Annotated in this window: 19 protein-coding genes; 17 read left to right on the top strand and 2 right to left on the bottom strand. The window is 46.4% G+C overall.

Translation table 11 applies throughout. The annotated features are described in order from the left end of the window. The first annotated feature begins 28 nt into the window (after positions 1 to 28). The 3 genes from tig to glgB all read left to right on the top strand — a co-directional run bounded on the left by tig (position 29) and on the right by glgB (position 5,116). Positions 29 to 1,384, top strand: coding sequence for a trigger factor (gene tig, locus ABCM67_RS08000; protein WP_342992724.1), 1,356 nt, complete (start codon positions 29 to 31; stop codon positions 1,382 to 1,384). Between the two features lie 227 nt (positions 1,385 to 1,611). Then, on the top strand, positions 1,612 to 3,018 hold the full coding sequence (locus ABCM67_RS07995) for a polysaccharide deacetylase family protein (protein ID WP_021653064.1): 1,407 nt from the start codon (positions 1,612 to 1,614) through the stop codon (positions 3,016 to 3,018). 211 nt (positions 3,019 to 3,229) lie between these two features. Further along, complete coding sequence (glgB, locus tag ABCM67_RS07990) at positions 3,230 to 5,116, top strand: 1,4-alpha-glucan branching protein GlgB (protein WP_021653063.1); 1,887 nt, start codon at positions 3,230 to 3,232, stop codon at positions 5,114 to 5,116. A 149-nt stretch (positions 5,117 to 5,265) separates the two neighbouring features. Here the strand turns inward: glgB and ABCM67_RS07985 are convergent, their stop codons facing one another. After that, positions 5,266 to 6,990, bottom strand: coding sequence for a CapA family protein (locus ABCM67_RS07985; protein ID WP_286187216.1), 1,725 nt, complete (start codon positions 6,988 to 6,990; stop codon positions 5,266 to 5,268). A 786-nt stretch (positions 6,991 to 7,776) separates the two neighbouring features. Between ABCM67_RS07985 and ABCM67_RS07980 the strand changes: the two genes are divergently transcribed. The 3 genes from ABCM67_RS07980 (at position 7,777) to ABCM67_RS07970 (ending at position 8,792) form a co-directional block, all read left to right on the top strand. Further along, complete coding sequence (locus ABCM67_RS07980; RefSeq protein WP_118368547.1) at positions 7,777 to 8,025, top strand: hypothetical protein; 249 nt, start codon at positions 7,777 to 7,779, stop codon at positions 8,023 to 8,025. Positions 8,026 to 8,091: 66 nt separating this feature from the next. Then, complete coding sequence (locus ABCM67_RS07975) at positions 8,092 to 8,505, top strand: thioesterase family protein (protein WP_227945569.1); 414 nt, start codon at positions 8,092 to 8,094, stop codon at positions 8,503 to 8,505. A gap of 5 nt (positions 8,506 to 8,510) precedes the next feature. Beyond that, the gene (locus tag ABCM67_RS07970; RefSeq protein ID WP_021651190.1) at positions 8,511 to 8,792 is read left to right on the top strand and encodes a hypothetical protein; all 282 of its coding nucleotides are present in this window, start codon (positions 8,511 to 8,513) and stop codon (positions 8,790 to 8,792) included. A 10-nt stretch (positions 8,793 to 8,802) separates the two neighbouring features. Here the strand turns inward: ABCM67_RS07970 and ABCM67_RS07965 are convergent, their stop codons facing one another. Further along, positions 8,803 to 10,575 carry a DUF885 domain-containing protein gene (locus ABCM67_RS07965; protein WP_243874195.1) on the bottom strand — a complete coding sequence of 591 codons (1,773 nt, stop codon included), beginning with the start codon at positions 10,573 to 10,575 and terminating at the stop codon, positions 8,803 to 8,805. A gap of 168 nt (positions 10,576 to 10,743) precedes the next feature. Between ABCM67_RS07965 and trxB the strand changes: the two genes are divergently transcribed. The 11 genes from trxB (at position 10,744) to ABCM67_RS07910 (ending at position 23,991) form a co-directional block, all read left to right on the top strand. Next, the gene (gene trxB / locus ABCM67_RS07960; RefSeq protein WP_147603133.1) at positions 10,744 to 11,682 is read left to right on the top strand and encodes a thioredoxin-disulfide reductase; all 939 of its coding nucleotides are present in this window, start codon (positions 10,744 to 10,746) and stop codon (positions 11,680 to 11,682) included. Next, positions 11,669 to 12,706, top strand: coding sequence for a LacI family DNA-binding transcriptional regulator (locus tag ABCM67_RS07955; protein ID WP_306557190.1), 1,038 nt, complete (start codon positions 11,669 to 11,671; stop codon positions 12,704 to 12,706). Before trxB ends, ABCM67_RS07955 begins: the two co-directional genes overlap by 14 nt. Before the next feature lie 429 nt (positions 12,707 to 13,135). Next, positions 13,136 to 14,167 carry a PTS mannose/fructose/sorbose transporter subunit IIAB gene (locus ABCM67_RS07950; RefSeq protein WP_147603135.1) on the top strand — a complete coding sequence of 344 codons (1,032 nt, stop codon included), beginning with the start codon at positions 13,136 to 13,138 and terminating at the stop codon, positions 14,165 to 14,167. A gap of 49 nt (positions 14,168 to 14,216) precedes the next feature. Then, positions 14,217 to 15,032: a PTS sugar transporter subunit IIC gene (locus ABCM67_RS07945; protein WP_147603136.1), complete on the top strand. Its 816-nt coding sequence runs from the start codon at positions 14,217 to 14,219 to the stop codon at positions 15,030 to 15,032. Beyond that, positions 15,029 to 15,859: a PTS system mannose/fructose/sorbose family transporter subunit IID gene (locus ABCM67_RS07940; RefSeq protein WP_147603137.1), complete on the top strand. Its 831-nt coding sequence runs from the start codon at positions 15,029 to 15,031 to the stop codon at positions 15,857 to 15,859. The genes ABCM67_RS07945 and ABCM67_RS07940 overlap by 4 nt, the downstream gene beginning before the upstream one ends. A 198-nt stretch (positions 15,860 to 16,057) precedes the next feature. Next, entirely contained in the window at positions 16,058 to 17,737 is a 1,680-nt protein-coding gene (locus ABCM67_RS07935) for an alpha-glucosidase (protein ID WP_147603138.1), read from the top strand. A gap of 157 nt (positions 17,738 to 17,894) precedes the next feature. Continuing rightward, positions 17,895 to 18,737 (top strand): Cof-type HAD-IIB family hydrolase, encoded by an 843-nt coding sequence (locus ABCM67_RS07930; RefSeq protein ID WP_147603139.1) that lies wholly within the window; start codon positions 17,895 to 17,897, stop codon positions 18,735 to 18,737. 178 nt (positions 18,738 to 18,915) lie between these two features. Beyond that, the gene (locus ABCM67_RS07925; protein WP_147603140.1) at positions 18,916 to 19,773 is read left to right on the top strand and encodes a YitT family protein; all 858 of its coding nucleotides are present in this window, start codon (positions 18,916 to 18,918) and stop codon (positions 19,771 to 19,773) included. An 826-nt stretch (positions 19,774 to 20,599) separates the two neighbouring features. After that, positions 20,600 to 21,289: a C40 family peptidase gene (locus tag ABCM67_RS07920; RefSeq protein WP_021977197.1), complete on the top strand. Its 690-nt coding sequence runs from the start codon at positions 20,600 to 20,602 to the stop codon at positions 21,287 to 21,289. 207 nt (positions 21,290 to 21,496) lie between these two features. After that, positions 21,497 to 22,810, top strand: a complete 1,314-nt coding sequence (locus ABCM67_RS07915) for a M28 family metallopeptidase (protein ID WP_147603141.1) — start codon at positions 21,497 to 21,499, stop codon at positions 22,808 to 22,810. Between the two features lie 419 nt (positions 22,811 to 23,229). Next, the gene (locus tag ABCM67_RS07910; protein WP_147603142.1) at positions 23,230 to 23,991 is read left to right on the top strand and encodes a DeoR/GlpR family DNA-binding transcription regulator; all 762 of its coding nucleotides are present in this window, start codon (positions 23,230 to 23,232) and stop codon (positions 23,989 to 23,991) included. Positions 23,992 to 24,000 lie beyond the last annotated feature (9 nt).

The raw sequence follows: 24,000 nt of genomic DNA, 5'->3' as shown, positions 1-24,000 counted from the left end.
CGACAGTACTTGATGAAGGGAGTAGGTTATGAAGAAAAAAGCATATCTCATGGTTCTTGCACTGTGTGCGGCACTGGCGATCACTGCATGTGGCACATCAACAGACCAGAAAGATGACAAAAAACCTGCAGCAGAAGCGCAGGATACAACAGATAAAGAAGATTCCGGATCTGCAGATTCCAAAGAGTCAGAAGAAACGGATTCCAATAAAGACAGCGAAGAGGCAGCCTCCGGAGATACAAGGCTTGTTTCCGTGGATGATGTGAGCAAATATGTGACCATCGGAGAATATAAGGGACTGACTCTTGATAACACAGTAGAAGCCGTAACCGATGATATGGTTGACGGAAGGATCAAGGAAGAGCTTCAGAACAAGGCTGAGGAAGTAACGGAAGGCAGTGTTCAGAACGGAGATGTGGTTACCATTAATTATGTGGGAACCAAGGACGGAGTGGCTTTTGACGGCGGTACTGCAAATAATTATGAGCTGACCATAGGCTCCGGAACGTTTATCGACGGATTTGAGGACGGGATCATCGGAATGAAAAAAGGTGAGACCAAGGATCTCGATCTGACTTTCCCGGAGGAATACTCTTCGGAAGAGCTGGCCGGACAGGAAGTGGTATTTAAGGTCACTCTGCAGAGCTTTAAGCGTGCACCGGAGCTTACCGATACCTGGGTAGCCAAGAATACAGACTGCAAGAGTGTGGATGATTACAAGAAGGAAATCCGTACCACACTGGAGGATGAAGCGAAGACAAGTGCACAGAACACATTGCGTGAAACTGCATGGAACACAGTGCTTTCAGCATCTGAAGTGAAGGAATATCCACAGGAGGATCTGGATACAGCCAAGACAGAGTTTCGCAGTCTGTATGAGAATTATGCAAAACAGGGTGATATGACGCTGGAGGATTTTGTAAAAGCTCAGGGAATCTCCATGGATGATTTTGAGGAGCAGAGCGGTCAGTATGCGGAGTTTAAAGTAAAGCAGAACCTGATCGTACAGGGGATCATGGATAAGGAGAATATGACACTTGAAGATAAAAAATCTCTCAGTATCCAGGATGAACTGATCAAAGCATACAGTGTGAAGGATCTGGCTGCGCTGGTAGATAAATACGGACAGGCAGCCGTGGATGAATCCATCGGACTTCTCAGAGTGGAAGATTTTATCCTGGACAATGCAACGGTTGAGGAGAAGGTTTCTGCCGGTGATACCCAGGGAGTAAACGGAGATGATCCTTCCTCGGACGGAAGCAGTGCGGAAGGTACCGTGGATGAAGAGCTGGAAGCGGCAGAGGCTACAGATATGGTGCCGGAAGACGGCGAGGCGGATCAGGATGCAGACAGCAGCACATCGGATGCAGCGGGTCAGGAGTGATCTGACAGTATCAGCAGCTAAAAAAGTGTGGTGCCCGGAATGTGTTCCGGGTGCCATTTTTTTTACATGTGCATCGCGAAGTGTGTTACTGAGAACGGAGTGAACAGTAACAAATTAAGAGATTCTTTCGGGAATTTCCATTGTATTTAAGCGTTAAATGCGGTATGATTAAAGACAGACATTAAATATCAAAGAAAGATATGAGTATATAAACGGGGATGTAAAAAATGGACAAAAGAGTTTTGCGTGAGAGGATGCGCAGAAAACAGCAACAGTTAAGACGGCGGCGGATGATGAAGCGGATAACCTGTGTAGTTGCGGCGATTCTTCTGCTGGTTTTTGTTGTTCGAGGGGTAATTCTTCCCATCGTCAACCATGCAGGCGGCGGAAGCAATAAGGATGCGGAGACAGTAAATGTTCAGGCAAATACCGCCGGAGCTTCCACAGACAGCAGTACGAAGGACGGTACGGCATCGACGGATACGGCTGCTTCGGATACAGACAGCGCGGATTCCGGTACGGATGCAACGGTGATGCCGGTAAAGGGCAGTGCAGCAGGCGAAAGGCTTTCTGTTATGACTCCGGGATGGCATGAGGATTCTACAGGAAAGTGGTATCAGAATCCGGATGGTACATATTATGTAAATGGTTTTGCGGATATTGACGGAACAACATATAGCTTTGATAAAAAGGGATACATGCAGACCGGATGGGTGGAGAAAGGTGTGAAGGACTATTATTTTAATGAGGATGGCTCTTATGATCCTTCCAAGAAGCGCCCGATGATCGCTCTGACTTTTGATGATGGTCCTGGAGAGTATACAGAGACACTTCTTGATACTGTTGAGAAATATAATATCCATGTTACGTTCTTTATGCTGGGACAGAATGTGGAGGGCCGTGAATCTACCATACAGCGAATGGTAAAGCTTGGCTGCGAGATCGGTAACCATACTTGGGATCATCCGGAACAGACGCTGCCGAATATGGATCTGGATTCTGTTATGCAGGAGTTCCAGAAGACGGATGATGCACTGGTAAAAGCCTGTGGGCAGGCATCAACGGTATGTCGTGCACCGTATGGCGCGATCACAGATGAGCAGATGAGTGCAGTTGGCAAGCCTTTCTTCATGTGGTCTACAGATTCTCTGGACTGGAAGCTGATGGATGCGGATGCAGATTATAATCAGATCATGAATGATTCTTCCTTGGGAGATGGTTCTATCATCCTGATGCATGATATTCATGAACCATCTGTGAAGTGTGCCACAGAGAAGCTGATCCCGGCACTGATCGACCAGGGATATAAGCTTGTAACAGTCAGCGAGCTTGCAGAAGCGAAGGATGTTACGTTACAGAGTGCTTCCTATTCTGACTTCTGGGACAGCTCTCTTCAGGCTGGTCGTGTTGCAGGATATGCAGGAAATTCCAGTGATTCAGAGGATTCCTCTGAGGATGGCTCCGATGGAAGCGATTCTTCTGACGGATCGGATGTCAGTGACGGATCTTCCGATGAAGGGGACTATTCCGATGGCTCTGACGAAAGTGATTATTCGGATGGATCTTCCGATGATGGAAGCTATGATGATGGTTCCTACGACGAATCTTATGACGATGGAAGCGAAGAATACTAAAAAATGACAGGAGAGACCTGAATGACAAAATGTGCGTCATTCAGGTCTCTTTTTTGACTTTATCTGACATTGTCGGATAATAGACACATATTAGCCGGAGAGGGTTTTTCCTTGACTGAAAATATGGGGATTGGTATAATTATAGAATAAAAAATTCCACTTAAAATTGGGGAATGGACGGTGGCAGAACTATAAAGGGAGGTACCTGAAAATGGGAAAAAAATTACAATTTACGGAGCTTGACCAGTATCTGTTTGGTCAGGGCACGAATTATGATATTTACAGGAAGCTGGGAGCACATCCAGATACGCAGAACCGGAAAAAAGGGGTTTATTTTGCAGTGTGGGCACCTAATGCACAGGCGGTTTCTGTTATAGGTGAATTCAACGAATGGGATACGGAGAAGAATCCCATGAAAAAAGTTGGACCCATTGGTGTTTATGAGACATTTGTACCGGGAGCGAAGATCGGACAGCTGTATAAATTTTACATTACAGGTGCACATGGTGAGGAGCTTTACAAGGCAGATCCATATGCCAATGCCGCTGAAATGCGTCCCGGAACAGCCTCTCGTATTACAGATATCACCAACTATAAATGGAAAGATGATACCTGGATGAAAAATCGCGAGAACTTTGATCCGGACACAAGTGCCATGTCTATCTATGAGGTGCATCCGGGTTCCTGGATGAAGCATCCGCAGACAGCAGAGGATGAGGATGGTTTCTATTCCTACAGAGAACTGGCGCCGAAGCTTGCACAGTATGTCAAAAAAATGGGATACACCCATGTGGAGCTTATGGGTATCGCAGAGCATCCTTTTGACGGTTCCTGGGGCTATCAGGTAACCGGCTATTACGCACCGACTTCCCGCTACGGAACACCGCAGGATTTCAAATATCTGGTGGATTATCTTCACCGTCAGAAAATCGGTATCATTCTTGACTGGGTACCGGCACATTTTCCGAAGGATGCACACGGACTGGTTAACTTTGACGGAACTGCTGTATATGAGCATGCAGATCCGAGACAGGGTGAGCATCCGGATTGGGGAACCAAGATCTACAATTACGGACGTCCGGAGGTGAAGAATTTCCTGATCGCAAACGCTCTTTACTGGGTAGAGGAATGCCACGTTGATGGTCTTCGTGTAGATGCGGTTGCATCCATGCTCTACCTGGATTACGGTAAGAAAGACGGTGAGTGGATTGCCAATAAATACGGCGGAAACAAGAATCTGGAGGCTATTGAATTTTTTAAGCATCTGAATACCGTTGTTCTCGGAAGAAATCATGGAACTGTCATGATCGCAGAGGAATCTACCGCATGGCCGATGGTAACAGGTAAGGCAGAAGACGACGGGCTTGGATTCTCTCTGAAGTGGAATATGGGCTGGATGAACGACTTCCTGGAATACATGAAGCTAGATCCATATTTCCGTAAATTTAATCATAATAAGATGACATTTTCTATGACTTATGCATACAGTGAGAAATATGTTCTGGTTCTGTCTCATGATGAGGTAGTACATCTGAAGTGTTCTATGCTGGAGAAGATGCCAGGAGAGCTGGATGATAAATTCAAGAACCTGAAGGCCGGATATACTTTTATGTTCGGGCATCCGGGTAAGAAGCTTCTGTTTATGGGACAGGATTTCGGACAGCTGCGTGAGTGGAGTGAGGCCAGAGAGCTTGACTGGTATCTTCTTGGCGAGGAAAATCATCAGAAGTTGCAGCAGTATGTCAGTGATCTTCTGCATATCTACCGCAAATATCCGGCACTTTACGGTGCAGATAATGATCCATCTGCATTTGAGTGGATCAATGCCAACGATGGCGACAGAAGTATCTTCAGCTTTGTGAGAAAATCTCCTACAAGACGTAATAATATCCTGATAGTATGCAACTTTACACCGGTAGCACGTCCGGATTACCGTGTAGGCGTTCCGAAGAAAAAACAGTACAAGCTGATCATGGATGAGCAGGGGCTTCTTCCGAAGGGCAAGGTATTTAAAGCCGAAAAGAAAAATTGTGACAACCGGGAGTTTTCTTTTGCATATCCGTTGGAAGCTTATGGAGTTGGTATATTTACATACTGATATTCTGTATAGCGAAATCTTTGAAAGAAAATATAAGAGATAAAATAAAAATACCGGAGATCTGTGTACCTTTGAAGTGTTGGCTTCAGAGGTGCCGGATCTCCGGTATTTTATGGATCTGGGTATAAACTGGTTACGAAAAGTTATCGCTATTCTTCGCTATCATCGTAGGAACCATCATCGTAGGAACCGTCGTCGTAGGAACCATCATCGTAGGAACCGTCGTCGTAGGAACCATCATCGTAGGAACCATCATCGTAGGAACCGTCGTCGTAGGAACCATCATCGTAGGAACCGTCATCGTAGGAACCGTCGTCAGAGTAACTGTCGTCGTAGGAACCGTCATCCGAGGAGTCGTCTGTGCTGCCTGAGTTATTATCAGCAGAGTTAAAGTCTTCGGAAGTGATGTCAATGCCTTTATCTGCGTAATATTTTTCTGCTGTGATGGAGTCGGTATCTTCTACGACATTTCCGGATGCATCGATCATGTTCAGGTCTGTGTCAATAGTCACATCCAGGAGGTTGGTCCCTGTGGATGGAGTGACATTCATGGACATGATCTCGTTGAACTTTTTTTTCAGGTTGTCAAGAGTGAATACACCGGAACCAATGTATGACTGTACACCGTTCTGAGATGCAAGTTCTTCTGTGTAATCGGAAAGCATATATGGTCCGAATTCACCGGCATCGCTGTTGTAATGCATGACCAGAGGTTCCACTGTAGGGGTCAGGATCTCAATTGAGGTCTTGCCGTCCTGTACGGTTTTCTGAATGGTGAATTTTGCCATTCCGCCGAGAAGTTCTTCCAGCTTCTGCTGGGTGGATACGAAATTTCCCAGAGAGTAGAAGACTACAGTTTCATTGCCTTTGTCATCAGTAAGGCGGCCATATGGCTGGAGTACATGTGGATGTCCGCCGATGATGACATTTACGCCCTGCTCCATAAGGTAGGCTGCCCACTGTTTTTCGTATTCGTTTGGCATGGTTTCGTCTTCGGTACCCCAGTGTGCTACAAAGATGATGCAGTCGGCCTGCTGTTTTGCTTTCTGGATCATGGCTGTGATCTTGTCTTTGCGGATCATGTCGATCATGTAGTCTTTTCCTTCAATGCCGCCTACGTTTGTGCCGTAGGTGTAATCCAGAAATGCGATCTTGATACCGTTTACTTCACGGATCTTGACGGTGTCGGCATCTTCCTGGGAGTCATGGATCCCCAGAAGTGTGACATCCGGATATTTGGTTTTCCAGAAGTTCAGTGTGTCTGTGAGGAAGCCTTCTCCGAAGTCATCGATGTGGTTGTTGGCGGATTCTACTACATTGAATCCTGCTTTTATAATGGCGTCTCCTACTTCTGTGGGTGTTGCAAAGGATGGGTAGGAGCTTACGCTGTCATGGTCGGTTGTGAAGACGGTTTCCTGATCAATCATTTTGATGTCTGCGTCCTTGATGGCGTCCTGGATGTGGGTGTAGATCTTGTCGTAGTTCCAGTTGCCGTCAGAGGATGCGCCTGCGTCGATGAGACTCTGGTGATAGAGGTTGTCGCCTACTGCGATGACGGAGGCAGTGGTAGTTTCGGCAGTGGTGTCGGCTGCTTCCTGATCGGCCTTGGCTTTGACTGCCGCGGCTTTTTTCTGGGCGTCTATAGCTGGTTTGCGGATGAGGCGGTAGTCCAGCTGATTGAAGAAGAGGACCAGGATCGCAAGGACGATGACGGATGCCATAAGACTTACGCGGGCATTGCTGCGTTCGCGGAAGTTCAGAGGGATGTTGTCCTTGGGGTTGCGCCGGGGTTCTCTGAGGGGATCCGGGGTGGAGCTTTTTTTGAAGACTCCTTTGAGGGAGTCGGGGATTTTGATGTTGGGTGGAAATTTCATTTATGTTTTACCTTGTCTTTCTTTGGATTTTGAATGCGATTGATTGGTGATTGTTCGCTTTGTTATTTTTGATTTTTATTGTGTGGTTGTATTATAGCAGATTTTTATTTTGGTGGGAAGAGGGTGGTGGGGGTGAACGTACGCCCGAGTCGGGGATGCTGTCTGGTCTGCGGCTTCGTCGGGGGCTGGCTTCTAGGCTGCCGGGAATCTGCTAAAAGCGTTTTCCAAAAGTCCGAACTCGCGTCTTGCAGCCGCTCAGACAGCGGACTTTTGAAAAACAACGCAGATTTCCGCCAGCCAAGAATCAGCTCCCCTCCTGCAGAGGCAGACCAGACAGCTTCCCCGGCTCGGGCTGTGAGGTTCAAGGCGGTAGGGCTAGGGTGGCTGGGTGGTAGGTTTGTTTGGAGTGGTAGGTTGAGTGGTTTTCCGGTAGGGGATGGGGCATCAGCGCTGCGCTGGATGCCTGGGGCGAAAGGCTGAGTTTCCTTGTGGTCTGACGGAGGGGATGGCCGAGGCGCTTTGCTGTCGGCCTGGTGGTGTGGAGGTGTTGTGTTGTTGGTTTGAGTGTGTCGGAATTTTTGGATGAAATTTCAGTGCTTTTTATTATAGTGTGTGGTATGGTTGGTTTATCTTATAAGATCTTTTTGTCTGTATGGACATTTCTGGAGCTTTAGATTCTGAAGCGTTTTCCATTTTTTGTTACTGTGTATTTTGTGAAATGCTGGTTTATGGTGTTTTCATGTTTTGTTTGTGTGGTATAATTTGTATATACCAGTAGGAGTGTTAATGACCAATAATACTATATTTGATGATGTTTTTCGGACGATGATGGAGAAGATGACTTATCTGATCGTCCCGCTTATCAATGAGGTGTTTCATACTTCGTATCCGGAGAATGTAAAGATTGTGCATCTTCGGAATGAGCATCAGCTGGAGGATGGGGAATTGATCGCGGATGGTCGAATGGATGAGATTGGGAAAATCATAGACAGTGCGGAGGCTTGCAGGGAGTTGTATAAAGAGTATGGTTTGTGAGAAATAAAGAGGATATTTTGTTACTGGTGACAAATGTCAGATTTTTACAGAAGAGAGGATATAAACATGGGTGTTTACAGGCGTAAGGCACAGTATCATGAGACGGATCAGATGGGGATCATCCATCATTCCAATTATGTGAAATGGATGGAAGAGGCCCGGATCGATTTCATGAAGGAGTTGGGCTTTGGTTATGGTGAGGTGGAGAAGAGGGGGATTGTTTCTCCGGTTGCAGGGGTTTCAGTTTCTTATAAGAAGCCGGTGCTTTTTGATGATGTAGTTGGGATTTCGGTTTCGGTGAAGAAGTACAGTGGTGTGGTTCTGGAGCTGGCTTATGAGTTTTTTAATGTGACCAGAAGTGAGGTTTGTACAGAGGCTTCCTCGAAGCATTGTTTTACCAGGAATGGGGAGCTGGTTTCTCTGAAAAAAGAGATTCCGGAACTGGATGTGCTGTTCAGAAGCTGTGTGAAGGGGGATTGAGTCTGATGGAAGTTGTGGAGATGCTTGATAATCTGAAGGAAAAGGCCCGCAGGGACCCGGCGCTTCGGGAGATGTTGCTTGCTACCCGCAGGGAGAAAGCGCCGCTGGCTGCTTTCTGTAAGAAGTGCCGGGAGCTTGGGGTTCCGGTTTATGAGATGGATCTGATCGCAGCTGGTGAGGAATTTTATGCAGCGATGAAGAGGAGTACCAATGGCGGCGGAGAGAATTCTCCGATGCTTGAGGGTGAGGATGATTTTTATGAACTGTTTTTTGCTGGGTTGGAGTGAAAAAATAGTTTCAAAATTCCGCATCAATATACTTCTCCAGCACCGGGAACTGTACACCACCAATCTTCAGTATCTGGCTGTGGAAAGCTTTCAGATCAAAGTCCTGGCCAAGGCGGTTCTGTTCGGAAGTGCGTAAGTCCAGAAGGCTTAAGTAGCCCCAGTAGTATTTCAGATAATTTCCCGGGGTTTCCAGGATATACTGGTAGATCTCGGAGACAACGGCGCTGTCTTCGATACCAAAGGCTTTTAGAAAGCTGGCGACTTCGGCCTGAGTCCAGCCGTTGTAATGGATCTCAATGTCCAGAAGGGAGTACATGCATAAATTGATGCTTCGGTTCAGCCAGGAGATCCTGGCAAGCTCTGTGGCAGAAGGATCCTGAATATAATCGGCGGCGTACTGGTAGGCATAGGGTTCGATGTAGGTGGCCCATCCTTCTGCAAAGCCGGAGGTGCAGAGAAGATTTCGGATGTTGGAGGATTTTTGGCGTTGGAAGGTGACAGTCTGGTAAAGATGCCCCGGGAATCCTTCATGTGCCAGTGTGGTAAAAAGCTCCAGGCCCTGGTAGCTGGCAGCCGGATTTATGTAGATCACATTGGGGGTTCCGGTATCCATAGGTGGGGTGAGATAAAAGGCGGGGCTTAGATATTCTTTCATGGAATCGTGGACTGTGCGGAGCTCAAAGGTGACATCTGTGAGAGGTGGGAAGTCTGTTTGGATCTTCTGCTGCAAGGCATTCAGCATCTGGGCAGGCTTTATTTCTCTGAAAGTGATTCCCCGGCTGAGAGTAGTCAGAAGCTCCGGGTTTTGTCGAAGTATGGTTCCTGCGATGCCGATCTCGTCGGAAAGCTGTCCGGAGAGTCGTTTTTCCATTTGCTTTACAGGAACGTAAGAGCCGGTCTGACTCTGAAGAAGATAGAGATAGTAGGCTTTTCCTCCCTTGAAATAAGTCAGGCCACGAGTGTTTTTTCCTGTGCCACGCAAAGCTTCCAGACCGGTCATAAGTTCCTGATAGGCTGGGATGACTTCTGTTTTCATAAGATTTTGGTGGGTCAGGACCAGAGCGTTCTGCTCTGAGGAAGGAAGTTTTCCATATTCGGATAGCTTTTTCTGGAAAATTTCCAGCATATAATTGTTGTCGGGATTCTGGATAAAAGCACTGCATTGTGCAAGGATCCGGTCCAGGGTAGTATCGCTCATAAAGAAGCCAGCTTCGGATTTCTTTTTCTCAAATTCCAGGATGCTCCGAAAGTATGGGCGGATGGTGGTGAGAAGAGTGAGATAGTCGGTGATATCACGATCTTCATAAAAGGCATATTCCGCCAGAAGAACCGGAAGCTGAGCCTGAATACCAAGACTTGGGCCAAGAGGCTCCTGAAGCAGATAATTGTCGCCCAGTGATTTTTCCGTGTGGTAATAGAGGAGCATGGAGTCCAGCGTCAGCTGATTTTCCGTGGAAAGGCGGCTGTAGCGGAAGGATTTCAGCTTTTTTTCGTACTGGCTGCAGATCTGGTATGTATTTTTCATATCTGTGGGGACAGTGCCAAGAGAAGCTTTTTTTCGCCGGATACCCTGTTTTTCCGGATGTGCCAGGGTATAATGGAGGGTAAGGGTGCTGCCGGAAACTTCATTTTGAAAAACTTTTCCGGAAAAGGCTTCGAATTTTCCGTTTTCTGTGATCCCGTGAGTGGAAAAATAACCGGCAGTAAGGCCGGTGAGAAGTGCCAGGATAAGAAGCAGAGTGATGAAAATAGAAGATTTATTTTTCCTGATTTTAAGAGACATAAGACAATCTTTCATTACTGTTTACAGACATATACCATGTGTAGAGTGCTGATGGTCTCGAAGCAAACAGTAACGTCCTTTCAGAGTGGCGCTTTGTTCTATCATATTGGAAAATTACGGAATCTATGATATTATGTGAGCGGAAATATACAAAAATGGAGAAATAACATGAGTGATATTTATGATCTTGCAATTTTAGGCGGAGGTCCGGCAGGGATCACGGCAGCGATCTATGCGTCCAGGGCCAGGTTAAATACCATATGGATCGATAAAAACTTTGCACCGGGCGGCCAGGTCACAGCTACCTATGCGGTGGATAATTATCCGGGAATGCCGGGGATATCGGGCATGGATCTCGGAGAAGCCTTTGGGGCGCATGCCCGGAAGCTGGGATTGGAACCGCAGCGAGAGAAGATTCTTTCCCTGGAAAATATTTCCGGAGAGATCAAGACGATTCGTACAAAAAAGCATGAATATCAGGCGAAAACTCTGATCCTTGCATTTGGGGCAGAGCACCGGAAACTTGATATCCCGGGAGAGGATGATCTGAGCGGCCTTGGTGTTTCCTACTGCGCTACCTGTGACGGAGCTTTTTATAAGGATCGGACCGCAGTGGTAGTGGGGGGAGGAAACGTGGCAGCAGAGGATGCAGTTTTTCTTTCCGGCCTCTGTGAAAGGGTATATCTTGTTCATCGCCGTGATGCGCTTCGAGCAGATCAGACACTTCAGGAGAAAATTTTTGCCTGTGAGAATATAGAAATGGTGTGGGACAGTGTTCCCCTTGAGATCCTGGGACAGGACGAAGTGACCGGTCTTAAGATCCGTAATATAAAAACAAATGAAGAGAGGGAGCTGACCGCAGATGGTGTTTTCATTGCTGTGGGGATCGTTCCTAATACGACACTTGTAAAGGATCAGCTCAAGCTGGATGAAAATGGATATATCTGTGCAGGAGAAGAGGGGGTTACCAGCGCACCTGGGGTTTTTGCAGCGGGGGATATTCGTACCAAGGCACTTCGCCAGATAGTAACTGCTGTTTCAGATGGAGCCAATGCAGTGGCTTCCGCACAGAAATATCTCTGGAGGAAAGATAATGGCAACGATTAAGGAAATCGCACAAAGAGCAGGCGTGAGTACAACAACTGTTTCCAATGTCATACATGGAAAAACAAAAAAAGTATCTCCTGCCAATATTCAGAAGATCGAGAATCTTATCCGGGAAATGGGATATGTCCAGAAAATGGGACTGAGAGTTCTGAATAAAGAAAAATCCCAGCTGATCGCAGTTGTGATCAATTATCATAAAGACTTCAGGGATTCTATCATCGGAGATCCTTTTTATGGAAAGATCATCGGTTTTATCGAGAAATACGTGCAGGAGCTGGGATATTATCTGATGCTGTATTTCGCAAAGGATACAGATAAGATATTCCAGATGGTCATGGGCTGGGATGTAGATGGCGTTATTGCCATCTCCTTCAGCAAAAGCAACTGTGAAAAGATCTATCAGCTGATCAACAAACCGATCGTTTCTATTGATGCATATGGTGAGCTTGATGCAGGCCAGGAAAACCATGTCCTGAATATCGGACTGGACGACGAAAGTGGCGGCTATCTTATGACAAAATATCTTCTGGAATGCGGCTATGAGCATATCCAGGTTTGTGCAGGCCGTGATAATGGTGTGGATCATCTTCGTTACATGGGCGCTCAGCGGGCGGCGAAGGATTTTGCAAAGAAAAAGCAGAAGGTGCAGTTTACTGCTCTTGGAATGAACTACGCCAAACGAAAAGAAAGCTATGCGTGGCTGCTCCAGCGGAAAAAACCAAAGGCCGCACTGTTTTTCCTGTCGGACCTCTATGCATTGGAGGCTATCAGCTTTTTCAGCAGTCGTGGAGTAAAGATTCCGGAGGAGATCGGAATTGCAGGATACGATAACATCAGCTATGCGGAATTTTCCGTGCCTCGTCTGACTACTATCAGCCAGAATGTGGAGCAGAAGGCGTCTCTTGCAGTGGAAATTCTGATGGAACGGATCAATGGAGTGGAAAAAGAGCGTGAAAATGAGATCATGCTTCCGGTCACGCTGATCCCCAGGAGATCTGTACAGCCGCAGCATGAGGAAAAGTAAGTCTGCAGAGAATGTACCTGATCTGATCAGGGGGGGTAGATACGAGAAGTCACTGCAGAACTGTGAAAAATAGAAAATCGGGACTTTCAATATAGTAAGTGTACAGAGAAAGAGTACAGAAAATCTGAGATATAAAGATATCAAAAGCCGAAATATACGGGAACTGTCAGTGTCTGACAGTCAGAGTATTTTCGGCTTTTTGTAAATTTACCTGAAATCGTAAAAGAGTTATCCTGTGTAGGTTCGTGCTGAAGATGTGGATAATAAGCATTTGCTGTTCTATGTGAAACCTGCACAAAACTATGATTTTGAACTTGTTACAATGATAGGTTATGTACATAACCTATTTACACAGCTTAATGCTATAGTGTGAGCACAAAGGTTAGGTACATAACCAAAGGGAAAGAGTACAGAAGGAGTGAATACCAGATGAAACAGATTCTGATCGCCACACATGGAAAAATGGCCTCCGGCATTCGTTATACAGCAGAGCTGATCGTTGGAAAAATGGATGAGATCACAACCATCGACGCTTATGTGACACCGGAAGACAATGTGGAGAAAAAGTTTGAAGAATATTTCGCACAGCATGAAAACGACAGGATTTTCGTTTTCACAGATCTGATGGGAGGAAGCGTAAATCAGAAGCTTCTGGGATACAGCCAGAAAGAAAATGTTACGCTGATCACAGGAACCAACCTTCCGGTCCTGATGCAGGTCCTGATGGCGGATGACGATGTGACAGAGGAGGAGGTCCAGGAGTTCATCGATGATGCCAGAGAAGAGCTTCAGATGGTAGACCTTGGCGGTGGAAAGAAATCCACATCTGAAAAAAATGCTGAAGAAGATACTGCACAGGGTATCGAAAATACTGCGCAGATTTCAGAAGGTGCTGCATCGTATGCAAAAAAATCCGCACCGAAAAAAGCTCTGGCTTCCCAGTCCTATGACAATTCCACAGCAAAGATCACCGCACTTCGTGTAGATGACCGTCTGATCCACGGACAGGTTGCCATGACCTGGACCAAACAGCTGGCTGTACAGGGAATCGTGGTAGCTAACGACGAGGCAGCTAACGATAACACCCAGAAGATGGCATTGAAAATGGCCGTACCGGGCGGAATCAAATCGCTGATCAAACCGGTGGATGAAGCCATTCGTATCTTAAACAATCCGAAGGCATCCAGGATGCGTATTCTGGTTCTGACAAGAACGGTAAAGGATGCTCTGAAGATAAGACAAAGTGTTGGTGAGATCGGATTCCTCAATGTAGGAAATACGGGACGTTTTGATGGAATCGATGTTTCCGAGAAGCTTGTCCTGACCCCGACTATCATGCTGACAAAAGCAGAACAGCAGGCACTGAAAGAGCTGGTGGCTCTTGATCCGAAGGCCTGTATGCAGCAGGTACCCAATGATGAGCAGAAGCTTGTGAAGGATGTACTGGACAAGCTTGACTGACATCCACTGAATAAATAAAACGTAGCACAAAAAGGGAGGAAAGAAAAAAATGTTAAACGCATTTCTTGTAGCACTTGCCGTATTTATCTGTGTCGGCGGTGCAGAGCTGATCGGATTTACCATGCTGAACCGTCCGATCGTCATCGGACCGCTGGTAGGTCTGTTTCTTGGAGATCTTCATACAGGAGTGATCATCGGAGCTTCACTGGAAGCCGTATTTATGGGAGTTGTAAACATCGGAGGTGCTTCCGCGGCAGAACCAGGAATCGCCACAGCCGTAGGAACTGCTTTTGCCATCATGCTGGGCAAAGGTTCTGAGGTAGCCCTGACACTGGCACTTCCAATTGGTATCCTTGGTCTTCAGATCAAGACCGTTCTCTACATCTTTATTGTAGGTATGTTTGCAAAAACTTTCGACCGTCTGGCAGCAGAGGGCAAGGAGAAACAGATTATCGCCCTTCATTACGGACTCTGGGCTGTAAACTGGTTTTTGTATTCCCTGTTCGCATTCTTCGGAATCCTGTTCGGATCTGATGCAGTCAGTGCACTTCTGGATGCCATCCCGGATGTTGTTATGAATGGTCTGACAGTTTGCGGCGGACTTCTTCCGGCAGTAGGTATGGCAATGTTGATGAAGATGCTCTGGGATAACAAGATCTGTATGTTTTATTTCCTGGGCTTTGTCCTTGCAGCATACTTAAAGCTTCCGCTGATCGCTCTTGCCGTGATCGGTGTGATCATTGCCATTTCCATTGGTATGAATGATTACAAGCTGAACCAGCTTGCGGCGCAGAGAGTGGCAGCTTCACCGGTCGGTGGTTCTGACGAATATCTTGATGAAGAAGAGGAGGAATTTTTCTCATGAGTAATTTAACGAAATCCATTCTAGCAGATGAAAGAAAAATGCTGAGAAAAGCGTTCTGGCGTTCCTTCACTCTGTATGCGGCAGTAAGCCCGGCAAAACAGGGAGCTTCCGGTTTCTGCTATTCCCTGATGCCTTTTATCAATAAATTTTACAAAAACGATGAGGAAGGCAAAAAAGCTGCCCTCACAAGAAGTATGTCTTACTTCAATACAACCATCACCTTATCTACATTCATCATGGGTCTTGTGGCATCCATGGAGAAGAAAAACAGCGAGCAGAAGGATTTTGATGCAAGCTCCATCAATGCGGTGAAATCTTCCCTGATGGGACCTCTGGCCGGTATCGGTGATTCCATTTTCTGGGGCGTTCTCCGTGTAATCGCAGCCGGAATCGCAGTAGGACTTGGTGCATCCGGAAACGTTCTGGCACCGATCGTGTTCCTGCTTCTTTTCAACATTCCGTCTATTCTTGTGAAATATTACGGAACATTCCTGGGCTACAAGCTTGGTTCCGAATACATCCAGAAGGTTTATGCAAGCGGTCTTATGAACATCCTGACAAAGGCTGCCAGCATTGTAGGTCTGATCATGGTCGGCGGTATGACTGCCAGCATGGTAACCTTTAACTCCACTTATGAACTCACCATGAAGGGTGAATCTGTTCTGAATCTACAGAACATGTTGGACCAGATCTTTATCGGCATTGTTCCCCTTGGACTGACTCTTCTGTGTTACTATCTGCTGAAAAAGAAAAATGTCAGCATCACAGTTCTGATCATCGGTGTTATCATCCTGAGCATCCTTCTCTCTCTTCTTGGAATTGCATAAGCCTTAAGGATAAGGAATAAAGATCAGAATTATGAAAAGGCGGGCCGTATAGGGTCCGCCTATAAAAAAGCCTAAAAAAGTTATATCGAAATAACTGACCGCAAAAAGGGCAGTTGAAGAACACCTGACCGGATATAAATAAGCAGCAAATACGGATTATAAATATCTGCTCAATGCAAAATAAAGGAGACATAAGAAATGAAAGATTGGTGGAAGAATTCCGTTGTATATCAGATTTATCCAAGAAGCTTTAAGGACTCCAACGGAGACGGCTTCGGCGATCTCCAGGGCATTATTGAAAAACTCCCCTACCTTCAGAACCTTGGGATCGATGTGATCTGGCTTAGCCCTGTTTTTGACTCCCCACAGGACGACAACGGTTACGATATCAGTGATTACCGGAAGATCTACGCAGGCTTCGGAAGTAACGAGGACATGGATGAGCTGATCGGAAAAGCTCATGAGCATGGTATCAAGATCATTCTGGATCTTGTTGTCAACCATACTTCCGATGAGCATGCATGGTTTGTGGAAAGCCGGAAATCAAAAGACAGCAAATACAGTGATTATTATATCTGGAAGGATCCGAAAGCAGACGGCAGTGAGCCAAACAACTGGGGCTCCAGCTTCTGTGGAAGTGCCTGGGAATATGATGAAGAGCGCGGCCAGTATTACCTTCATTTTTACAGCAGAAAACAGCCGGATCTCAATTGGGAAAATGAAACTGTCCGTAAGGAAATCTATGATCTGATGAAGTTCTGGATGGATAAAGGTGCTGATGGATGGCGCATGGATGTGATCGCGTCTATCTCCAAGGATCAGTCCTTCCCGGATTACCCGAAGACTGATGACCGCAAGTATTATACAGGAAAATATCACAGCAACGGACCAAGACTTCATGAGTTTATCCATGAGATGAACCGGGAGGTGCTTTCAAAATATGACTGTATGACGGTAGGTGAGGCGCCGGGCTCCACACCGGAGGTTGCAAGACTGTTTACAGATCCGGAGCGTGAGGAACTGAATATGATCTTCACATTTGAGCATATGAACATCGACCGTATTCCGGGCTCTGTAAACCGAAAGTGGGAATTGAAGCCTTTTGATCTCCGTGATCTGAAACGTGTTATGAGTGAGTGGCAGAACAAGCTTTATAACAAGGGCTGGAATGCTCTGTATTTTGAAAATCATGACCAGCCACGTGTGATCTCCAGATGGGGAAATGACACTACTTACCGCGAGGAATGTGCAAAGGCTTATGCTACCGTTCTCCATGGTATGCAGGGAACTCCTTATGTATATCAGGGAGAGGAGATCGGTATGACAAACGTGCAGTTCCCGCTGGAGGAGTACGAGGATATCGAGGTTCGTAATGCATATCAGGATCTTGTCGTTAAGAACAAAACCATTTCTGAGGATGATTTCCGCAAGGCAGTATGGAACAAGAGTCGTGACAATGCCAGGGTTCCGATGCAGTGGGATGACAGCGAAAATGCAGGATTTACAACCGGTAAGCCATGGTTCCGCCTTTCTGATCGTTACCAGGAGATCAATGTAAAAAAAGCTCTGGAAAAAAATGATTCCGTGTTTTATTATTATAAGGATCTGATCTGTCTTCGTCATGAGGAAGAGCTTCTCACAGAAGGTGACTATCAGCTCCTTCTTCCAGAAGACGAGAAGATCTTTGCATATTTAAGAACTTCCGACAAAGAGCAGTGGATCGTGGTGGCAAACCTTTCTGAGGATACGGTAAGTACAGAAGGTCTTGCGAAATATGTGTCCGATAAAGAGGATCTTAAGATTGCAAACTATAAGGACAGAACAGGAATCAAAGCGGACTTAAGACCGTACGAGGCGTTTATGATGAGGATTCGGTAATTCCTGAGCTGTTGTATATGTAGTAAAGTGGAAGAAAAGTCTCTGCTTTACAGAGAGCAGGTATGAGTATTTGTGCGTATCTGTACTGCCAAAGGATATCCGGGTGCAGTGCAGATGCGCTTTTTGCCTGTGAGGAGAAGACAAACAGGAGGAATTTATGGAAAAATATATCATTGCAGTGGATATGGACGGAACTCTTCTGAACAGTGAGAATAAGATTTCTGAAAGGAACAGAAATGTTCTGCAGCGTCTGATCGATGACGGACATTATGTGGTACCGGCAACCGGAAGGACCAGAGAGCTGATCCCCCGGGAGTTTTCTGTGCTTCGGGGTGTGAAATGGGGAATCGTGGAAAACGGCTGTGTTGTCTGGGATTACGATAAAAATGAGATGATCTGGCGAAAAACCATGCCAAAAGGAATGGTAAGTAAAATCCTGAAGGATGTGGAAAACAGTGGCGCAAAAGGCTGGATCGCAGAGGCTTATGCAAACGGAATCGCCTATTCTGATGCGGATGCCAGAGATTATGTGGCATCTGTAGCGGATAAAGCTCTGCTGGAAAAAACTTTTGTAGATTATTTTCTCAGCAGACATGAATATGTTAAGGATTTTTATCATCAGGAAGATATTCTGGATCAGGCAGAGAAGATCAATATTTATTTTGATGATATGGAGACCAGCAGGGCACTTCGTGAGAAATGGAAGGATCTGGATGATGTGGCAGTGACTACTTCTATCAGCGGTAATGCGGAGTTTAATGCAGCAGGCGTGGATAAGGGTGTGGGTCTTGCCATGCTTCGCACAAAGCTTGGTATTGACCGGATGCATGTGATCGCTTTCGGAGATAATGAGAATGATCTGGAAATGCTGGAGGGTGCAGGTATCGGTGTTGCTATGGGCAATTCCAAACAGTATGTAAAGGATGCAGCGAATGAGGTGACCGGAGATAACGATCATGATGGTGTGGCGGAATTTCTGGAGAGGTTTTTCGGGCTGTAAGCTGTGGTTGATCGTGATCGTTGATATAAGGGACAGGGAAATGTATTTTTCTCTGTCTTTTTTTATTTGCATTTTTGGTGATATAAGGTATGATAAACGAAGAGGATACGGGGATTGCTGGTTTTGACTGGTAGTTACCGGTGAAAATTATTTGAGGAGATCAGGAGGATATTTTTTAATGAAAAATCTGATACCAAAGCGTGTGATGGAGTATATCATTATCACATTTGCTGTTGTTCTGATGGATGTGGGGATTTATGTATTTAAGTTTCCGAATAATTTTTCCTTTGGTGGTGTTTCGGGTATGGCGGTTGTGTTTTCGCATTTTATTCCGATGACGTCTGCGCAGATCAACCTGGTGATCAATCTGATTTTGCTGGTGATCGGGTTTATTGTTCTTGGCCGGGATTTTGGAGTGAAGACGGCTTATGTTACGGTTGTTTCTTCTTTGCTTCTGAATGTGTTTGAGAAGGTTTTTCCTATGGACAGGGCGCTGACGGGGAATATTATGCTGGAGCTTTGCTTTGCGATCATTTTGCCGGCGCTGGCTGCGGCGCTGCTGTTTTTTGAGAATGCTTCGGGTGGTGGCACGGATATTGTGGCGATGATCATTAAGAAGTATTCTACGATGAATATTTCGGGTGCATTGTTTGCGGTGGATTGTGTGATCGTTGTTGTTTCGTTTATGGTGTTTGATCTTACTACGGGGCTTTGTTCTGTGCTGGGGCTTATGGCTAAGACGTTGCTGATCGATAAGTCTATTGAGAGGATGAAGCTGAATAAGTATTTTACGATCATTTCCAGTAAGCCGGATGAGATCTGTGAGTTTATTATGAATGGGCTGGATCGGAGTGCTACGGTTTATCATGGGGAGGGGGGTTATTCGCATAAGGATAAGAAGATTATTCTGACGGTTGTTGATGTGAGACAGGCGGTGCTTCTGCAGAGGTTTATTGATGAGGTGGATCCGCAGGCGTTTTTGATGGTTACTAAGAGTAGTGAGGTTGTTGGGAAGGGGTTTATGAGTTATATTTGATGCGATCGTATGGGATTATTGTATGCTGATCGTAGGTGATTGTGTATGATTGTAAGCTGATGGAATTAGGAGAGCGTTCTTTGTGGTCTGGATGGGCTGCGGGGCGCTCTTTTTTTGTGGTGGAGGGTGGAGGGCGGATGGCGGATGACGGACGCCGGGGAGACGGGTGCCGGTTGGCTCCGGGCTTCGTCGGGGGCTGGCTTCTAGGCTGCCGGAATTCTGCTAAAACCGTTTTTAAAAAGTCCGAACTCGCGGCTTGCTGCCGCTCAGACAGCGGACTTTTTAAAAACAACGCAGATTTCCGCCAGCCAAGAATCAGCTCCCCTCCTGCAGAGTCGTAGCCAACCGGCACCCGTCTCCCCGGCTGTTCGGTTCCGGGCGGGAGGTAGTGATGGGGGTGTGGGGCGACTGGCGGAAGTGGGGATTGATGAGGGCTGGAGGATTGAGTGGATTCCCGGGAGTTGGATGAGCCATCAGCGCTGCGCTGGATGGCTGGGAGGAAAGGCTGAGTTTCCTGTGGCCTGAAGGTGAGGGATGTGCCATCGTCGCTGCGCTGGATGGCTGGGAGGAAAGGCTGAGTTTCCTGTGGCCTGAAGGTGAGGGATGTGCCATCGTCGCTGTGCTGGATGGCTGATTGGTGTGTGAAGGTTTTGTGAAAGGGTTTGACAGGTGGGGATTTTTATGGTAGGATACACACTTACGTAACAAAATTAATAAAATTGTAACAAATTAGTGAGCGAGGAGCGTGGCGAAGTGGATTGTGAATCTCTGTCTGAATGGATGGATTGTGTTGCTGCGTGGTTTTCTGAGAGGAGTTTTATTGTTTATGTTTTATAAGAAATTTGCTGCTGTTGTTCTGAGTGCTGTTCTTGTGGGTGTGGTTCCTTCTGTTGTTTTTGCGGATGTGGATGATGTTAGTGCTGTGTCTGATGGAGATGTGGAGGTGCTTTCCATTGAGGATGGTTTTTCGGATGGAGCGGATTCTATTTCTGCTTTTGCCAGTGCTCTGGCGGATAAGACGGTTTCTGAGGTTCAGGGGTATCAGGAGGCGAAGGCTGAGGCTGAGGTGATCGCACAGGAGAGGCTTGAGGCTGAAGCGGCTGCTGAGGCTGCGCGTAAGGCGGAAGAGGAGCGGAAGGCTGCTGAGGAGGCGCGTCTGGAGATGCGACAGGGGATTGTGGATTTTGCGCTGCAGTTTGTGGGGAATCCTTATGTTTATGGTGGTACGAGTCTGACTAACGGGGCGGATTGTTCGGGGTTTGTGATGTCAGTGTTTGCGGAGTTTGGGTATGAGCTTCCTCGTGTTGCTGCGGCTCAGTGTGCGGCTTCTGAGAAGAAGAGTGTTGCGGATATTGAGGCTGGTGATCTGGTTTTTTATGGTGATGGTGGTATTGATCATGTGGCTCTTTATATTGGTGATGGCAAGATCGTTCACGCCAGTACAGCAGCTACAGGGATTAAGGTTTCCGACTATGATTACCGGGCTCCGGCTGCGGTTGGTTCGTTTGTGGCTTAGGATATAGATATAAATGATTTACTGATATGAAATATAAACTGTCTGCGGAGATTTTTTGGTTGGGTTGGCTGAAAAATAGCTGCGGGCAGTTTTTTTGAAGAAAAATAGTGTATAATTTAACCGAACCAAGGAAGTTCCCTGCGGGGTTGCGAAAAGCAATAAGCAGTGGGTGGGGACTTAGATAAAATTCAGAAAGGTTGTGGGGTTATGAATACGAAGGAAATCAGTGGTAAGCGGCAGATGGAGTTTCTGGCCGGGTTTGATTTTGTCAGAGAAGCGGGTACTGCTGGGGAAGTGAAGGCGGCGAAGATGATCAGGGATACTTTGGACAGCTTCGGAGTGAAGAATTGGATGGAGGAGTTTTCTTTTTGGGGTTTTCGGATCAACAGGGCGGTGCTTAAGGTTGTGGAGCCTTATCAGAAGGAGTATGTGGTGACCGGGTATGGAAGATGTGGAAATACTGGGGCAGAAGGTCTGAAAGCGGATTTTTTGTATGTGGAGAATGGAGATGCTGTCAGTCTTTCCCGGGCGAAGGGTAAGATCGTTATGGTGAATGGCCGGGTGAGTGGTGATGTGTATCAGAGACTGGTGAGCGCCGGGGCTGTTGGTTTTGTCAGTATGGAGGGTTCTCCGCTGGATGAAGGAGTGGACAGGGTTCCCTGTCAGCGTAGCCTGCCGATGATCTTTCCGGGAAATGCAGAAGGAGAGATAGAAGGATTGTCGGAGTCTTCAGAGGATATTCACGAGATGCAGGAAAAATATAGTGGTAGGATCCCGGGTGCGAATCTTCATTATAAAGATGCGGTGGAGCTGGTGACGGAGGGTGCAGCTGTGGTTTGTCTGGCTGTAGAACAGGAAGTGACGGCCTGTACATCCCGAAATGTAGTGGCGAGGATTGAAGGTACGGATAAGAAAGATGAGATTTTAACGCTTACGGCGCATTATGATTCGGTACCGGAGGGACCGGGGGCCTATGATAATATGGCCGGAGCGGCGATCATCATGGAGCTTTGCAGATATTTTCAGCAGTACAGACCGCGCAGGACTATGGAGTTTGTGTGGTTTGGTGCTGAGGAGAAGGGCTTGCTGGGCAGCCGGGATTATATCAGAGTTCATGAGAGTGAGCTTGGACCGCATCGTTTTAATATGAATGTAGATCTGGCCGGGCAGCTGATCGGAGGAAATGTTCTGGGAGTGACGGGAGAGGCTTCTGTTTGTGATAAGCTTCTTGAGATCGCTGACGGAGCAGGGATCGGAGCGTCTGTGAAGAATCAGATCTGGGGAAGTGATTCCAATTCTTTTGCATGGAAGGGAATTCCGGCCATGACTCTGAACCGGGATGGTTTTGGCATGCATACCCGTTACGATACCATTGATCTGCTGTCTGCCTGGTCGCTGGAGAGAAGTGCGATCCTTCTGGGATGTATTGCAGATGAACTGGGGAATGCGGAGGTTTTCCCATTTGAGAGAAAGATGCCGGGGAAATTTATCAGAGAGCTGGATGAATATATGTGCAGATAGTAAAAATCTGATTTTATCTGCTCATAACTGGATATTTGTTATGGAACTGTGGGGACTTGTCTGTTTCGGAAGAGTACAGGCAAGTCCCCATAAGTTATTCAATATTTTCAATGTTTATTGACCTTTATAATTTCGCAAGAGAACATGTGGCTTTGAGTCAGGGGGATATTTGCAGCTTTGTAAGGGATTCCCGGAACAGGGGGCAAGCGGAGGTTCGCAATTGAACCAGTGGAATTACTTGATTTGATCGAAATACGATAAAACAATAAAAAACAATACAAAATAATTGATAGTAAGATATCGAACTGTTATACTGAAATCACAGGCTTTCCAGGGATCAATGCGCCGGATATTGTTTTGCGGAGCGTTGATTTCTGGAACTTTTATCACAGAAAAATCAGGAATGAGGAGATAGGACCATGTTTACAGAAGAACGACAGAATGCAATAGAGAAATGTCTCCGCGAAAAAGGAAAAGTCAGGGTCAAAGAATTAAGCGAGATGTTTCAGGTTACGGAGGACTGTATCCGCAAGGATCTCAAGATCCTTGAAAATGCAGGCAGATTAAAGAGGACTTACGGAGGAGCGATCCTGTCACAGGAGTATCCTCTGGAGAGAAACGTAGTAGACAGGCGTATGTACAATCTTGATAAGAAGAAAGTGATCGCTGCGAAAGCCTTCAAGCTGATCAAAAATAACGAAACGATCTTTCTGGATGTTTCCACTACAAATATAGAGCTGGCAAGGCTTATCGCTTCGTCGGGTATGCATGTTGTGGTTGTCAGCAATATGATCGATATCCTGCAGGTCCTTGCTGCGAATCCGTCCATCACGGCCATAGGCACAGGGGGAACTATGTACCGTTCGGTGAACGGATTTATGGGAGCTGCGGCCATTGAGGTGATCAAGCAGTACAGCTTTGACCGGGCATTTTTGGGAAGCTGTGGCGTGGATATGACAGATTTTGCAGTTACTACATCCGGAGTGGAGGATGGATTGACCAAGAAGGCGGCAGTGCAGAGCAGCAGACATAAATATGTGGTTATGGAGAGAGAGAAGTTTTATTTTAACGAATCTTATAAATATACACATTTTGATGATATCAGCGGGATCATTACCGATGAATTTCCGGATGATACCATTGTGAACATACTGAGGAATACCGGAGTGAAATTACTCTGAGTAGACAGT

It is taken from the genome of Blautia sp. 2227st1_G12_2227SCRN_220401 (genome assembly GCF_039062885.1).
Classification (GTDB): domain Bacteria; phylum Bacillota; class Clostridia; order Lachnospirales; family Lachnospiraceae; genus Blautia_A; species Blautia_A fusiformis.
This window is presented reverse-complemented; position numbering and strand designations above follow the sequence as displayed.

What these genes read in the sequence shown, in the direction of transcription:
- tig (WP_342992724.1), top strand. Translation starts at nt 29, where the DNA reads ATGAAGAAAAAAGCATATCTCATGGTTCTTGCACTGTGTGCGGCACTG.
- ABCM67_RS07995 (WP_021653064.1), top strand. Translation starts at nt 1,612, where the DNA reads ATGGACAAAAGAGTTTTGCGTGAGAGGATGCGCAGAAAACAGCAACAG.
- glgB (WP_021653063.1), top strand. Translation starts at nt 3,230, where the DNA reads ATGGGAAAAAAATTACAATTTACGGAGCTTGACCAGTATCTGTTTGGT.
- ABCM67_RS07985 (WP_286187216.1), bottom strand. Translation starts at nt 6,990, where the DNA reads ATGAAATTTCCACCCAACATCAAAATCCCCGACTCCCTCAAAGGAGTC.
- ABCM67_RS07980 (WP_118368547.1), top strand. Translation starts at nt 7,777, where the DNA reads ATGACCAATAATACTATATTTGATGATGTTTTTCGGACGATGATGGAG.
- ABCM67_RS07975 (WP_227945569.1), top strand. Translation starts at nt 8,092, where the DNA reads ATGGGTGTTTACAGGCGTAAGGCACAGTATCATGAGACGGATCAGATG.
- ABCM67_RS07970 (WP_021651190.1), top strand. Translation starts at nt 8,511, where the DNA reads ATGGAAGTTGTGGAGATGCTTGATAATCTGAAGGAAAAGGCCCGCAGG.
- ABCM67_RS07965 (WP_243874195.1), bottom strand. Translation starts at nt 10,575, where the DNA reads ATGTCTCTTAAAATCAGGAAAAATAAATCTTCTATTTTCATCACTCTG.
- trxB (WP_147603133.1), top strand. Translation starts at nt 10,744, where the DNA reads ATGAGTGATATTTATGATCTTGCAATTTTAGGCGGAGGTCCGGCAGGG.
- ABCM67_RS07955 (WP_306557190.1), top strand. Translation starts at nt 11,669, where the DNA reads ATGGCAACGATTAAGGAAATCGCACAAAGAGCAGGCGTGAGTACAACA.
- ABCM67_RS07950 (WP_147603135.1), top strand. Translation starts at nt 13,136, where the DNA reads ATGAAACAGATTCTGATCGCCACACATGGAAAAATGGCCTCCGGCATT.
- ABCM67_RS07945 (WP_147603136.1), top strand. Translation starts at nt 14,217, where the DNA reads ATGTTAAACGCATTTCTTGTAGCACTTGCCGTATTTATCTGTGTCGGC.
- ABCM67_RS07940 (WP_147603137.1), top strand. Translation starts at nt 15,029, where the DNA reads ATGAGTAATTTAACGAAATCCATTCTAGCAGATGAAAGAAAAATGCTG.
- ABCM67_RS07935 (WP_147603138.1), top strand. Translation starts at nt 16,058, where the DNA reads ATGAAAGATTGGTGGAAGAATTCCGTTGTATATCAGATTTATCCAAGA.
- ABCM67_RS07930 (WP_147603139.1), top strand. Translation starts at nt 17,895, where the DNA reads ATGGAAAAATATATCATTGCAGTGGATATGGACGGAACTCTTCTGAAC.
- ABCM67_RS07925 (WP_147603140.1), top strand. Translation starts at nt 18,916, where the DNA reads ATGAAAAATCTGATACCAAAGCGTGTGATGGAGTATATCATTATCACA.
- ABCM67_RS07920 (WP_021977197.1), top strand. Translation starts at nt 20,600, where the DNA reads ATGTTTTATAAGAAATTTGCTGCTGTTGTTCTGAGTGCTGTTCTTGTG.
- ABCM67_RS07915 (WP_147603141.1), top strand. Translation starts at nt 21,497, where the DNA reads ATGAATACGAAGGAAATCAGTGGTAAGCGGCAGATGGAGTTTCTGGCC.
- ABCM67_RS07910 (WP_147603142.1), top strand. Translation starts at nt 23,230, where the DNA reads ATGTTTACAGAAGAACGACAGAATGCAATAGAGAAATGTCTCCGCGAA.